The sequence below is a fragment of the Rhizobium sp. 10PS4 genome (genome assembly GCF_032464805.1).
In the GTDB taxonomy this organism is placed as follows: domain Bacteria; phylum Pseudomonadota; class Alphaproteobacteria; order Rhizobiales; family Rhizobiaceae; genus Rhizobium; species Rhizobium laguerreae.
On the sequence record NZ_JAWDIW010000007.1, the window covers coordinates 12264 to 25806 of the forward strand.

Below are 13543 nucleotides of genomic sequence, written 5' to 3' on the forward strand. Positions count from 1 at the left end.
CGGTCAGGGGAACCTGACCGCCGGCCGCACCCGGCGTTGACCGGGCAGTTTACAGATTTTTTATTATTCGGAAATGTCCACACCGTCGAAGCGGTGAATTCCGAGCGGGTCCATGAGGAAGCCCGAGACCTTCTTGCTCATCGGAACGAAGACCAATGAGTGGTCGAGCGTATTCCAGGGAGCTTCCTTCTTGAAGATCAGCTGAGCCTGCTCATAGGCTTTCGTGCGCTCGGCGACGTCGGCCGTCAGCTTGGCCTTCGTCATCAGATCGTCGAATTCCTTGTTGCACCACTGAGCGCGGTTGTTGCCGCCGACAGCGTCGCAGCCAAGCAACGTATCCATGAAGTTGTCAGGGTCGCCGTTGTCGCCGGTCCAGCCAAGGATGACGGCACCGTCGCGATTCTTGTCGGACGAGAGCTTCAGATATTCGGCCCATTCATGGGTGACGATTTCCGCATCGACACCGACCTTGGCCAAGTCGGCCTGCATCAATTCTGCGGCGCGGCGCGCGTTCAACATGTACGGACGCGAAACCGGCATCGCCCAGATTTTCATCTTCAGATCCTTGACGCCGGCATCTGCCAGCATCTTCTTCGACGCATCGGGATCGTACTTGTCGTCTACGACGGCATCGTTATAGGACCACATCGTCGGCGGGATCGGGTTCTTGGCAACGGCTGCGGCACCCTGGAAGACGGCGTCGACGATCGCCTGCTTGTTGATTGCCATGTTCAGCGCCTTGCGGACTTCGGCCTTGTCGAAGGGAGCAATCAAGGTGTTGTAGGCGAGATACGAAACGTTCAGGCCGGCCTGCTCGAGCACGGTCAGGTTCTCGTCCTTCTTGAGTTCGGAGACGTCGGCCGCATTCGGATACGGAATGAGGTGGCATTCGCCGGCCTTCAGCTTCTGCGCGCGGACGGCAGCATCAGAGGTGATCGCGAAAACCAGATCGTCGATCTTTTCCTTGCCCTTGAAATAGGTTTCGTTCGCCTTGTAGCGGATGACGGCATCCGGCTGGTAGGCGACGAAGGTGAACGGTCCGGTGCCGAGCGGCTGCTGGTTGAGCTGCGCCATCTTGCCGTCGGCGGCAAGCTTGTCGGCATATTCCTTGGAGACGATCGAGGCGAAGTCCATGGCCAGGTCGGCGAGGAACGGCGCTTCGGGATGATTAAGGACAAACTTGACGGTGAGGTCATCGACCTTCTCGATCGACTTGATCAGCTCGGGAAAGCCCATGCCGGCGGCGTATTCGTAAGAGCCACCCTCGACATACTTGTTCCACGGATTGTCAGCCTTGAGCTGACGCTCGAACGAGAAGATGACGTCGTCGGCATTGAAGTCACGCGTCGGGGTGAAGAAGTCGGTGGTCTGGTACTTGACGCCAGGATGAAGCTTGAAGGTGTATTCCGTGCCGTCGGCCGAAACGCTCCAGCTGTCGGCCAGGCCCGGCTCGATCTCGGTCCCGCCATGCTTGAATTCGACGAGGCGGCTATAGACCGTGCGCGACGACGCGTCGAAGGTCGTGCCTGCCGTATAGAGGCTGGGGTCGAAGCCTTCCGGCGAGCCCTCGGAGCAATAAACAAGGGTCTTGGACCAGGCCGACGTCGCCATGACGGAAATCAAGGCCGTCGCTGCCAGCAGGACAGAGATCTTTTTCATAATATTGTTTCCCGGTTGTTCTTTTTTGATGTTTGGAGACCGTAGATTGCCATCCCGGTCGACGCTCGATGGAACGATATTTATTTACTGAAAGCAACGGGCTACGCAGAAAATTTTTCCAGCTGGACAATTTTAGAAATTTTCCGTCAAAAATCAGCCCCATTCGGAAATATTCGCACAAAAAAGACCGAAATTTTGTCGCATTTGGTATAAAAACGCGCCCATCGCGACACGCAGCCGGCATTTCTCCGTTCCGGAGGCTATGTGAGATGCCCGCAAAAACAAAAACCGCGGTTGCTGGGGGCAACCGCGGTTCAGAAGTTCATCCTGGTCTTTTGATCAGGCGGCGGGGGCAACGATCGCGGGTTTGCGATAGGCCGGCTCGCCGGTGATTCCGAGAAGGAAGTTGATCTGCGGACGCGCCTTGACGAGGTCGTCAATGGAGTATTCCGAAAGCACGGCGAAGAAGGCGTTAAGCGCCTTGCGCAGCGCCGAATTCAAACCGCAGCTATCGACCAGCGGGCATTCGACCTCACCGTCGTCCTCGAAGCATTCGGCCATGGCGAAGTTGTCTTCCGTCACCCGAACGACGTCGAAAAGACTAATGTCGGCGGCCGGTTTGCCCAAGCGCACACCGCCGTTGCGACCGCGCACCGTTTCGACCAGGCCCGCCTTGTTGAGCGGCTGGAGGATCTTGAAAAGAAAGAGCTCGGAAACGCCATAGGCCCTGGCGATTTCCGGAATCCGGCTCAAGTGCCCGTCGTTGGCAGCACAATACATCAACATGCGAACCGCATAGTTGGTCTGCTTCGTCAACCGCATGCCATTCTCCTGACTCGTCTGTTCAGACCTATATAGGCGGTTTGCTAGTTTTGAACAATTCCAAAATATGAAATTCGCATTCAGCTTATGAGGCCATTTGCCGCGACGTCAATCCCGCCTCAGGATCTCGACATAATCGAGGATCGCCTGCTTGCGCTCGGGCGTGCCTTTGCGCACCAGTTTGACCTCGGCACTGGGGAAAAGCAGATGGTGAGCAGACCTTGTCTCCGGACATCCTCGACGCCGGGCCGATATCGCCGGCAATCACCATCACGAGGAAAAATTCGGGAGCCAAAAGGCCCCCGAATTACAGATAGCAGATTGGGCTGTCGTGACGATCACTTCATCGTCGGCATGACGAATTCCGCGCCGCTCTTGATGCCGGAGGGCCAGCGGGCGGTGACGGTCTTGGTCTTCGTCCAGAACTTGATCGAATCCGTGCCGTGCTGATTGAGGTCGCCGAAGCTCGATGCCTTCCAGCCGCCGAAGGAGTGGTAGGCGAGCGGAACCGGGATCGGAACGTTGATGCCGATCATGCCGATATTGATGCGCGAGGCGAAATCGCGGGCGGCATCGCCGTCGCGGGTGTAGATCGCAACGCCGTTGCCGTATTCGTGCTTCATCGGCAACGACAGCGCTTCCTCATAGTTCTGGGCACGAACGACGGAGAGGACAGGTCCGAAGATTTCGGTCTTGTAGATATCCATCTCCGGCGTGACGTGATCGAACAGGCAGCCGCCGACGAAATAACCGTCTTCATAGCCCTGGAGTTTGAAATCGCGGCCGTCGACGACGAGCTTGGCGCCTTCCTCGATGCCGCGGTCGATCAACCCGCGAACACGGGTATAGGCTTCCTTGGTGACGAGCGGGCCCATGTCGGCCTTGTCGTCGGTATAGGGGCCGATGCGCAGGGATTCGATCTTCGGCGTCAGCTTCTCGACGAGGCGGTTGGCGGTCTCCTCGCCAACCGGAACGGCAACAGAGATCGCCATGCAGCGCTCGCCGGCCGAACCGTAGCCTGCGCCCATCAGCGCGTTGACGGCCTGATCCAGGTCCGCATCGGGCATGATGATCATGTGGTTCTTGGCGCCACCGAAGCACTGGGCGCGTTTGCCGTTCATCGCCGCCGTGCCATAGACGTAGCGGGCAATCGGCGTCGAGCCGACGAAGGAGACGGCGCCGATATCGGGATCGGTAAGGATCGCGTCGACCGCACCCTTGTCACCATTGACGACGTTGAGGATGCCGGCAGGCAGACCGGCCTCGATCATCAGTTCTGCGAGTCGGATCGGCAGGGAAGGATCGCGCTCGGAGGGCTTCAGGATAAAGGCGTTGCCGCAGGCGATCGCCGGCGCAAACATCCACATCGGGATCATGCCCGGGAAATTGAAGGGGGTGATGCCGGCGCCGATGCCGACCGGCTGGCGGATCGAATACATGTCGATCGCCGGCCCGGCGCCTTCGGTGAACTCGCCCTTGGCGAGATGGGGAATGCCGCAGACGAACTCGCAGACTTCGAGGCCGCGGATCACGTCGCCCTTGGCATCCTCGATCGTCTTGCCGTGCTCCTTGGAGAGGATTTCGGCAAGCTCGTCCATGTGCTTGTTCAGGAGTTCGACGAACTTGAAGAAGACCCGGGCGCGGCGCTGCGGATTGGTGGCAGCCCATTTCGGCTGCGCAGCCTTGGCATTTTCGACGGCGGCGCGCAATTCCTCGACGCTTGCGAGCGCGACCGTCGCCTGGACTTCGCCGGTTGCCGGATTGTAGACATTGCTTACGCGGCCGCTGGTGCCGGCAACCTGTTTGCCGCCGATGAAATGACCGATCTCACGCATGGGTGTTCCTCCTGTTTTTGGATGGCCGACAATCGCACTTCAATTTGCACAAATCAATGCGCTGATGTAAGCAACCGTTGTGCGCAAATTATAGCTCCATCATTGCATCAGGCGCTGCCGTTGCTTCCAAACTTGGCACGGCACGCCAACAAGTCAAACGCCGACAAGTCAAACCCTGGGGGAGGTCAAACCGATGAGCCGGAAACCCGTCGTCAGAATGGCGGAGCTGGAGATCGATCCGGACACGCTTGAAACCTATCGTGCATTGCTCACGGAAGAAATCGAAGCATCCGTCGCGCTGGAAGACGGCGTCCTTTCCCTGAGCGCTGTTTCCATCAGGGACAACCCAAACCGGATCCGGATCCTTGAAGTTTACGCCCACCAGGAAGCATACGAGGCCCATCTGCGAACACCGCATTTCCTTAAGTACAAGAACCAGACGGCGCACATGGTGACATCGCTGACGCTTATCGAGGTCGATCCGATCGCAATGCGTGCCAAGCCATGAACTGGGACGATGTTCGTATTTTCCTCGCCGTCGCCCGCACCGGGCAGATCCTTGCCGCCTCGAAGCGGCTGGGGCTCAATCACGCCACGCTCTCGCGCCGACTGACTTCGCTGGAAGAGGCGTTGAAGACGCGGCTTTTCATCCGTCGCACGAATGGCTGCGAGCTGACGGCCGAAGGCGAAGTGTTCCTGGCATCCGCAGAGCGGATGGAAACGGAAATGCTGGCCGTGCAGGCCAGCCTCGGCCACACAGATACGGCAATTGCCGGGACTGTGCGCGTCGGCGCGCCCGACGGCTTCGGTGTTTCCTTTCTTGCGCCGCGCATGGGCAGGTTGATCGAGCGCCATCCGGAACTGAAGATCCAACTCGTGCCGGTTCCACGCTCTTTCTCGCTCTCGCTGCGCGAGGCCGATATCGCCATCACGCTCGAGCGACCCGACCAAGGGCGGCTCGTTTCCTCGAAGCTGACGGATTACACGCTCGGCCTTTATGCCTCGCGAAATTATCTGGCGTCCCAGGGAACACCTGCCGATATCGACGCGCTTAAGGCGCATCGCCGCATCGGCTATGTCGAAGACCTGATCTTCACCGCGTCCCTGAATTTTTCCGGCGCAGTCATGCGGAGCTGGGATGCAGGCTTTGAGATTTCGACGGCGATCGGACAGACGGAGGCGGTGCGAACAGGCGCCGGCATCGGCATCCTGCATGATTATATCGCCAGGCAATATCCGGAACTCCAGCGCATTCTGCCGGAGGTTTCGATCCGGCGCGCCTACTGGACGACCTATCACGAAACCGCGCGCGACCTGCTACGCGTCAGGAGCGTCGCCGATTTTCTTCAGGAACTCGTCAGCGCCGAACGGCACATCTTTCTCTAAGGCTCGAAAGTGTGTTTTGCCGGTTCGTCGTTCTCGTCGGGATTGGGAACCGGCGCTTCGTCGGGCAGCCGGTCAGGCTCCGGTTCCTTGATCGGAGGCTCTGGCTTCCAGCCAGGCCCGGGCATCGGCGGCTGGTCTGGAATGGGTTCGTTGGGCACGGACATGACCGCCTCCCTTTCATGATCTTGGTCTGCTTCGTGATCTTGATTCTCAGCGATATCAGGACAACTTGTCCGGCTTCAGCGATTCGGCAGCGCGCATCGGCATGCTGTCGATGATGGCGAAGAGCTCGCCATCGGTAATCGGCTCGCTGGCCTTGAGCTTCACGGTGCCATCCTTGCCGAGAAGGAAAGCGGCGAATTCGCCGACCTCCGGCGCCTCGAGATCGCGGCGGATCGCTTCGCCGTCGAGGCCGTCGGCCGCACCGAAGAGCGGACGGACGCCGGCGCCAGAAATCTTCAGCACCACCAGGTCGCGCTCATCGAGGGCCGAGCGGTTGGCCAGCAGCTGATTTTCCTGCCGGGCGGCGCGGGAATTATCCCTGTCGGCGAATAGGATAAAGACGCGGTTCTTCCACTGAAACCGGGCGAGGCTTTCGACCGGCGCATAAGCGCTGTTGGTCTCGTCGATTTTGGTCGCACCGTAGAGCAGGGTTTTCGACATGCATATTCTCCCGTTAACATGGAGAACGGTCCGGTGCGACATGGGTTCCATCGAAACGACAGGAACCAAGTTTTCATTCTGGTGGTGGGGGGAAATGGTACGGTTGGGGGGTCTCGAACCTCCGACCTCAGGTGCCACAAACCTGCGCTCTAACCAACTGAGCTACAACCGCATAAATCGCGCTTGGCGCGACGGGGGTCACATACGAGGACTTGGCGAGGAATTCAAGTCCCATTCCTCGTCAATATACAAAAAGGCTGGACGCGAGGTCCAGCCTTTTATCTCCGATCGGTAAAGACCGATCAGGCAACCTTGAAGGAAGCCATGGCCTTTTCGGCGGCGTCCTTGGAGGGCTTTGCGAGCTTTTCGGCCACCTGCTTGGTGGTTTCCTGGATCGACTTCGCCTGTTCGACGGTGAGTTCGGCCTGCTTGCGGATGAACGAGGTCTGCAGCTCGAAGAATTCGGCCGGGGACTTGACGCCGAGCAGCGCTTCGAAGTGCGACAGCGAGTTCTCGGAATTGATGCGCAGGATGTCGATCGCCTTCAGGCCGATCTCGACCGAGCCGGCCTGTGCCGTCTGGACGGTGGCTTCGAGCGTCTTGCCGGCTTCCTCGCCAGCGGTCTTCAGCTTGGCATAGGCATCCTTCGACTGCTGAGCGCCCTTTTCGGCGAATTCACGGAAGGATTCCGTGAACTTGGACGGGTCGAAAGAAGCGATTGAAAAAACGTCGTCGGTCTTTATGGTAGCCATGGGTCGCATCCTTTGGGCTGAGGCAGTCGCTGCCTGGTAGTTGGGATGATGCTTATATAAGACATTCCATTGTGCATTGCAACATTTATTGTGCAGTGCACAAGACGTTAACCTTTCCGCCCGAAAACACCCTCCTCTTCTGGACCGGCATGCGCCGCGCAGTTATTAATAAGCCGTTAATTTAAGAAGGCCGACAGCGACAAGGTTCGATCATGCCCGCAGTCCAATATCCGTTCATCGATATCGCCGTGCATGCACGGGTGCGGGAACGCTTTTCACGCGGCGAGGCCATGGTGCTGTTTTCGGCCGATCTTGCTCGTCTGCTCTGGGCGAACGGTGCGGGTGCCGAGCTTTTCGGCCATTCGGCTGTCTACGACCTGCTCGATCAGGGGGCCGACCGCACCGACATCACCTTCCGCCAGCTGGAAACGGCGGCGCGCCAGCTCACAGATATCGGCGACAGCCGCAGCCTGATGATCCGCGTTGCCAAGGGCTTTCAGCGTGCGCAGGTACAGGCGGCTGCCGAACTGATCCGGCTTTCCCAGGGCGAAAGGGCCATCCTGTTTTCGGTGCCGGTCTCGGCAAAGCCGCTCGCGGCCGGCGCATCGGCGGCCCAGATGCTGCAGGGACTTGATGATCCCGACACGCATATGGCGGTGATCGGCGCCAATGGCGAGGTCATCGCGGCTTCGCCGGGCTTTGCCTCGCTCGGAATCTCCGAGCAGACGGCAAAGACCTTGATCAACCTTGCCGGCGCGCATCCCGACCGATTGGTGAAGCGACCTGTCGCGACCGGCAGAGGCAATCTTCCGGCCGCGGTCGGCAAGCTCAGCGACGATCCGGCGCTCAATCTGCTCTTTGCGGTGGAGGCCGCGATCGGTCATCTCGACCCGCTGGACGCGCCCGCGCTCGATCCAGTCGATGCGCCCACGCTCGACCCGGTCGATGCGCCCGCACAGGAAGAAAACGCGCCGCCGGCCGAAGCGCTTCAGGACGAACCTGTCGCCGCCGCAGGCTTCATCGAAATCATCGACGCGGTCTCGGGGATCGAAGAGGTCGAGGAGACGCTCGAAGAGATCGCCGGCGAAAACGAACAGCCAGCCGAGACAGCCGCGGCATCCGCAGACGAGGCAATTGAAGAAACCTACCCTGCCGCGGATGCGGAGCCGGAGAGCAACGGCGGCATGATCGATCGCAGCGCGGATGAGGCCACCGAGCCCGCCGCGGTCATCGAGGACGATTTGACCTCCATTGCGGAGACGGTGGAAACGGCGACGACGGCGGAACCGCCTGCCGAAGCCGGTGAAACATCTGTCGAAGAAACGCCGGAAGCGGTCCACGAAGAGACCGCCGTCGCAACGCCAGTGGTCCAAGACGCTACCCCTGCTCCTCAGCTTGCAGCTGAGCCCGGCTTCGTCTTCAGGCCGAACAGCCGCGCCACGCGCTTCGTCTGGAAGATCGACGCCGAAGGCCGGTTCAACGAGGTCAGCCACGAATTTGCCGAGGCCGTCGGTCCGCATGCGTCCGACATCATCGGCTCTGCCTTCGGCGATGTCGCCGCCCTCTTCAATCTCGATCCCGACGGCAAGCTTTCCGAGGCGCTCGCCCGCCGCGACACATGGTCGGGCAAGACGATCCTCTGGCCGGTCGAAGGCACCAGCCTCGTCGTTCCGGTCGATCTGGCGGCGCTGCCGACCTATACCCGCAACCGCGACTTCGATGGTTTCCGCGGCTTCGGCGTTGTGCGGCTTTCCGATGCACAGGAAGATCCGCTGGCGCTCGGCCTGACGCTCGGCCCTGATGGTATCGGCCATGATGCAGCGAGCCTCGGCCCGCCCGCCGAGACCAATGCCGAGGTGCTACACGAAGCGGAGACAGTGCTTGAAGAGCCCCTGATCGATCCCGCCCCGGCGCAGGAGGTCGAGGATCAGGCGGCTACGACAAGCGAAACACAGGCGGAGCCAACGCCGGATGAGATTGCCACCGAGCAGGCGGCCATCGAGACGCCTGCCCAGGAAAGTGCAGCCGAAAAAGCGGAAGGCAGCGCCGATGCCGGCGACGTTTCCGCCGCCGAACCGGTAGCGGAACTTTCGCAAGAGCCGCGGGCGCTTCGGATTTCGGAAACGCCCAATCGCCGTTTCTCCGACAAGATCGTTCAGCTCCACAACACCGGCGCTGGACTGACGGCTGCCGAACAGGCCAATTTCCGCGAGATCGCCAAGCGGCTCGAAGCCTTCGGCACCCGCAAGGAAGAGCCTGCCGCCGCAGCGCCGATGGAATCCAGCGCCGCGGAAACGGCCGGCTTCGAAGAGGCCTCCGGACCCGAAGCGTTCGAGGCCGAAACACCCGCCACTGAGCAGGCGGACATACCGTCGGTCGAGGAGATCGCGCCGCAGGAAGCAATCTTCGAGAATGCCGTCGAGGCTGAGCGCGAAGACGATGGCGCCACCGAAGAACCTTCGATCATCGCCGACGACGAGGCGACGGAAGGGCTGGAGGAGACCACCAGCCAGATCGAGGTTCTCACCAGCTTCATCCCGCCGCGCATCAAGATGACGGACGGGCTTTCGGTGGGAACCGTCGATCAACTGCCTGTTGCCGTACTCATTCATATCGGCGATGCGCTGATCCATGCCAATCCGGAATTCATGCGGTTGACGGGCTACGGTTCGCTTGAGGCATTGCGCGAAGTGGGCGGTATCGAAGCGCTGCTGCAGCGCCGCGAACTCGAGGAGAAGGCCGCAGGCTCCGGCACCATGATGCTCGTCAAGGCCGACGATACGTTGGCGCCGGTGACCGCGCGGCTGCAATCGGTGCGCTGGGAAGACGCCAACGCCCTGATGCTGGCGCTGATGCCGGTGGAAGGCAAGGAAGATGGCCGCGGCGACGCAAGCCGGTCCGATGGCCGGTCCGAGGGCCGTTCCGAAGGCCGCCCCGAACGGATGCTCGAGAAGGTCGCTAAACTCCAGGTCGAAGTGGAAGAATTGCGCTCGATCCTGGAAACGGCGACCGACGGCGTCGTCGTCATCGGCACTGAGGGCGACATTCGCTCGATGAACCGGTCGGCCAGCGCGCTTTTCAATTACGACGAACAGGAGACGCGCGGCAAACCCTTCGTCATGCTGTTTGCCCATGAGAGCCAGAAGGCAGTCATCGACTATTTGAACGGTCTCTCCGACCATGGCGTGGCAAGCGTATTGAACGACGGGCGCGAAGTGATCGGCCGCGAGGCCGCCGGCGGCTTCGTGCCGCTGTTCATGACGATGGGCCAGCTCACCTCCTCCAACGGTTATTGCGCGGTCATCCGCGATATCACCCAGTGGAAGCGCACCGAGGACGAGCTGCGCAACGCCAAGGGTGCAGCCGAAACCGCCAACGCCCACAAGACCGATTTCCTCGCCCGCGTCAGTCACGAGATCCGCACGCCGCTCAACGCCATCATCGGCTTTTCCGACATGATGGCCGGCGAACGCTTCGGGCCGATCGGCCATCCGCGTTATATCGAATATGCCAACGACATCGGCCGCTCCGGCCGGCATGTGCTCGATATCGTCAACGACCTGCTCGACATTTCAAAGATCGAGGCCGGCGAGATGGATCTCGATTTTGCCGCCGTCGGCCTCAATGAGGCGGTCTCCGAGGCCGTGGCTCTGGTACAGCCGCAGGCGAACGGCCAGCGCGTCATCATCCGCACGGCGCTGTCGCATGCGGTACCCGAGGTCGTGGCGGATCTGCGCTCGATCAAGCAGATCGCGCTCAACATCCTGTCGAACGCCATCCGCTTCACCCCGTCAGGCGGGCAGATCGTCGTTTCCACCTCCTATGAGGCGAATGGCAGCGTCGTCCTCAGGGTCCGCGATACCGGCATCGGCATGACGCGCAGCGAGCTCGACCAGGCGATGAAGCCGTTCCGGCAGGTCTCCTCGACCCAATCGCGTCATCGCGGCGACGGCACCGGGCTCGGCCTGCCGTTGACCAAGGCGATGGTGGATGCCAACCGAGCGACCTTCTCGATCAATTCGGCGCCGAACGAGGGCACGCTGGTCGAGATCACCTTCCCGTCGCAGCGGGTGCTGGCCGGTTGATAAAGAAAAGGCAGCCAGGAGGCCGCCTTTGAATTTGGTGCTGTTCAACAAGAGCTCAGTCGATCAACGTCATGTTTCGGAGGCCCGAAGGCCCCAGGCGGCATCGTTCATGTGCGGCCCCCAAGTTAGCTTCACCTTTGACAAACCTTTCTTAACGAAAGGTTTCCATGACAGGAAATTGATAAAGGGTGAGAGCTTGTAATCTACGATCGCTGTCAATCCTTCAGCTCTCTTAGCCCGGCGAAGAGCCCCAGCGCCTCTGGATTGGCAAGCGCTTCCTGGTTCTTCACCGGCCGGCCGTGAACGACCTCGCGCACGGCAAGCTCGACGATCTTGCCGGACTTGGTGCGGGGAATATCGGCAACCGCGATGATCTTCGCCGGCACGTGCCGCGGCGAGGCGCCGGTGCGGATGCGGGTCTTGATCGCCTTGACGAGATCCTCGGTCAGCGTCACATCCGGGGCAAGGCGGACGAAGAGGATGACGCGCACGTCGTCGTCCCACTCCTGGCCGATGCAGAGCGCCTCGGCCACCTCCTCCATCTGCTCGACCTGATTGTAGATCTCGGCCGTGCCGATGCGCACGCCGCCGGGATTGAGCGTCGCATCCGAACGGCCGTGGATGACAAGGCCGCCATGCTCCGTCCATTCGGCGAAATCGCCATGGCACCAGATATTGTCGAACCGGTCGAAATAGGCGGCGCGATATTTGGCGCCGTCGGGGTCGTTCCAGAACATCACCGGCATCGACGGAAAAGCCTTGGTGCAGACGAGCTCACCTTTCTCCCCACGCACCGGCTTGCCGTCATCGTTCCAGACGTCGACCGCAAGGCCGAGGCCGGCCCCCTGGATTTCGCCGCGCCAGACCGGCTGCAGCGGATTGCCGAGCACGAAGCAGGAGACGATATCGGTACCGCCTGAGATCGAGGCGAGCTGTACGTCTTCCTTGATGCCCTCGTAGACGAAGGTGAACCCTTCCGGCGATAGCGGCGAACCGGTGGAGGTCATCAGCCGCAGGCTGGAGAGATCGTGGCTGACGCGCGGCGTCAGCCCGCCCTTGCGCACCGCGTCGATATATTTCGCCGAGGTGCCGAAGATGGCGAATTTTTCGGCCTCGGCATAGTTAAACAGCACGTTGCCATCGGGGGCGAAGGGCGAACCGTCGAACAGGCAGAGCGTCGCACCGCTGGCAAGACCGCTGACCAGCCAGTTCCACATCATCCAGCCGCAGGTGGTGAAATAGAACAGCTTCTCACCCGCCTGCAGGCCGCAATGCAGCCGATGCTCCTTGAGGTGCTGCAGCAGCGTGCCACCGGCCGAATGCACGATGCATTTCGGCACGCCTGTCGTGCCCGACGAAAAGAGGATGTAGAGCGGGTGCGAAAAGCCAAGCCGCGTGAACTCGACCTCCCTTGCCTCATAGGGCGCGACAAAAGCGTCAAGCGTTAAAGCCCCCGGCGTCTTACGCGCCACGGCCTCCGCATCGCCGGCGTAATGGACGATGACGGTCGGGACACCCAGATTTTTTGCGACCGTGGCGACCTTGGCGCCGACATCCTGCAGCTTGCCGGAATACCAATAGGCATCGCAGGCGATGAACAGCCTTGGCTCAATCTGGCCGAAGCGGTCGAGCACACCCTGCTCGCCGAAATCAGGAGAACAGGACGACCAGATGGCGCCGATCGAGGCGGCGGCGAGCATGGCGGCGACGGTCTCCGGCATGTTCGGCATCATCGCGGCGATGCGGTCGCCCTTGCCGATGCCGAGTGCTGTAAAGGCCTGCTGCAGTTTCGAGACCAGCACACGCAGCCGGTCCCACGACCAGCGATCCTCGGCCTTGTCCTCGCCGCGGAAGATGATCGCATCGCCCTCGCCGCGGCCCGACAGCAGGTTTTCGGCGAAGTTCAGCGTCGCATCGGGAAAGAAGCGGGCTTCCAGCATGCGGTCGCCATTGGCAAGCACCTCTGCGCCACGCTCTCCCTTGACGCCGCAGAAATCCCAGACGGTCGACCAGAAATTCTCCCGCTCGGCCACCGACCATGCATGCAGATCCTCAAAGCCCGAAAGAGAAAGCCCGAAATCGGCATTGCAGCGCTCCATGAAGGCATGGATCGGGCTTTTTGCAACGGCATCCGCCGAGGGCACCCAGAGTGGTCTGTTATCCTGCATTCAATCCTCCTCCCCAATACCGTCCTTATATCATGCTGCATTGCATTATAAAGCGTGGAACCGACGCGATCCGACGCCTGGAGTATGATGCCGAAAAGTGTGAGCGGTTTTCGGACGATACCATGCTCCAACCATTTAATTGAAAGTGCTACAGCGTCCTTTGCGCGTCTGAA

General features: G+C 60.8%; 10 protein-coding genes and 1 tRNA gene. 3 read left to right on the forward strand and 8 right to left on the reverse strand.

Annotation, left to right across the window (positions count from 1 at the left end):
- Window positions 1-63: 63 nt before the first annotated feature.
- The 3 genes from RWJ89_RS14570 to RWJ89_RS14580 all read right to left on the reverse strand — a co-directional run bounded on the left by RWJ89_RS14570 (window position 64) and on the right by RWJ89_RS14580 (window position 4316).
- Window positions 64-1659 (reverse strand): ABC transporter substrate-binding protein, encoded by a 1596-nt coding sequence (locus RWJ89_RS14570; RefSeq protein WP_017992988.1) that lies wholly within the window; start codon window positions 1657-1659, stop codon window positions 64-66.
- A 339-nt stretch (window positions 1660-1998) separates the two neighbouring features.
- Window positions 1999-2481, reverse strand: coding sequence for an iron-responsive transcriptional regulator RirA (gene rirA / locus RWJ89_RS14575; protein WP_017959053.1), 483 nt, complete (start codon window positions 2479-2481; stop codon window positions 1999-2001).
- A 338-nt stretch (window positions 2482-2819) separates the two neighbouring features.
- Complete coding sequence (locus RWJ89_RS14580; protein WP_020048532.1) at window positions 2820-4316, reverse strand: CoA-acylating methylmalonate-semialdehyde dehydrogenase; 1497 nt, start codon at window positions 4314-4316, stop codon at window positions 2820-2822.
- Window positions 4317-4509: 193 nt separating this feature from the next.
- On the opposite strand from RWJ89_RS14580, the gene RWJ89_RS14585 reads away from it, so the two are divergent.
- Both RWJ89_RS14585 and RWJ89_RS14590 read left to right on the forward strand, forming a co-directional pair.
- Window positions 4510-4824 (forward strand): putative quinol monooxygenase, encoded by a 315-nt coding sequence (locus RWJ89_RS14585; protein ID WP_222010043.1) that lies wholly within the window; start codon window positions 4510-4512, stop codon window positions 4822-4824.
- Entirely contained in the window at window positions 4821-5702 is an 882-nt protein-coding gene (locus RWJ89_RS14590; RefSeq protein WP_131664769.1) for a LysR family transcriptional regulator, read from the forward strand. Before RWJ89_RS14585 ends, RWJ89_RS14590 begins: the two co-directional genes overlap by 4 nt.
- Here RWJ89_RS14590 and RWJ89_RS14595 read toward each other — a convergent pair.
- The 4 genes from RWJ89_RS14595 to RWJ89_RS14610 form a co-directional block, all read right to left on the reverse strand.
- Complete coding sequence (locus RWJ89_RS14595) at window positions 5699-5866, reverse strand: hypothetical protein (protein WP_168324212.1); 168 nt, start codon at window positions 5864-5866, stop codon at window positions 5699-5701. The two genes, RWJ89_RS14590 and RWJ89_RS14595, sit on opposite strands and share 4 nt — an antisense overlap.
- A 55-nt stretch (window positions 5867-5921) precedes the next feature.
- The gene (locus RWJ89_RS14600; protein WP_168324211.1) at window positions 5922-6365 is read right to left on the reverse strand and encodes a DUF4174 domain-containing protein; all 444 of its coding nucleotides are present in this window, start codon (window positions 6363-6365) and stop codon (window positions 5922-5924) included.
- A gap of 95 nt (window positions 6366-6460) precedes the next feature.
- Window positions 6461-6537 (reverse strand) — tRNA-His (locus RWJ89_RS14605).
- A 130-nt stretch (window positions 6538-6667) separates the two neighbouring features.
- Window positions 6668-7117: a phasin gene (locus tag RWJ89_RS14610; RefSeq protein ID WP_003545621.1), complete on the reverse strand. Its 450-nt coding sequence runs from the start codon at window positions 7115-7117 to the stop codon at window positions 6668-6670.
- 212 nt (window positions 7118-7329) lie between these two features.
- On the opposite strand from RWJ89_RS14610, the gene RWJ89_RS14615 reads away from it, so the two are divergent.
- Complete coding sequence (locus RWJ89_RS14615) at window positions 7330-11202, forward strand: ATP-binding protein (RefSeq protein WP_316031070.1); 3873 nt, start codon at window positions 7330-7332, stop codon at window positions 11200-11202.
- A 215-nt stretch (window positions 11203-11417) separates the two neighbouring features.
- Here RWJ89_RS14615 and RWJ89_RS14620 read toward each other — a convergent pair whose 3' ends face one another.
- Entirely contained in the window at window positions 11418-13370 is a 1953-nt protein-coding gene (locus tag RWJ89_RS14620) for an acetoacetate--CoA ligase (RefSeq protein ID WP_131664766.1), read from the reverse strand.
- Between the last annotated feature and the right edge of the window lie 173 nt (window positions 13371-13543).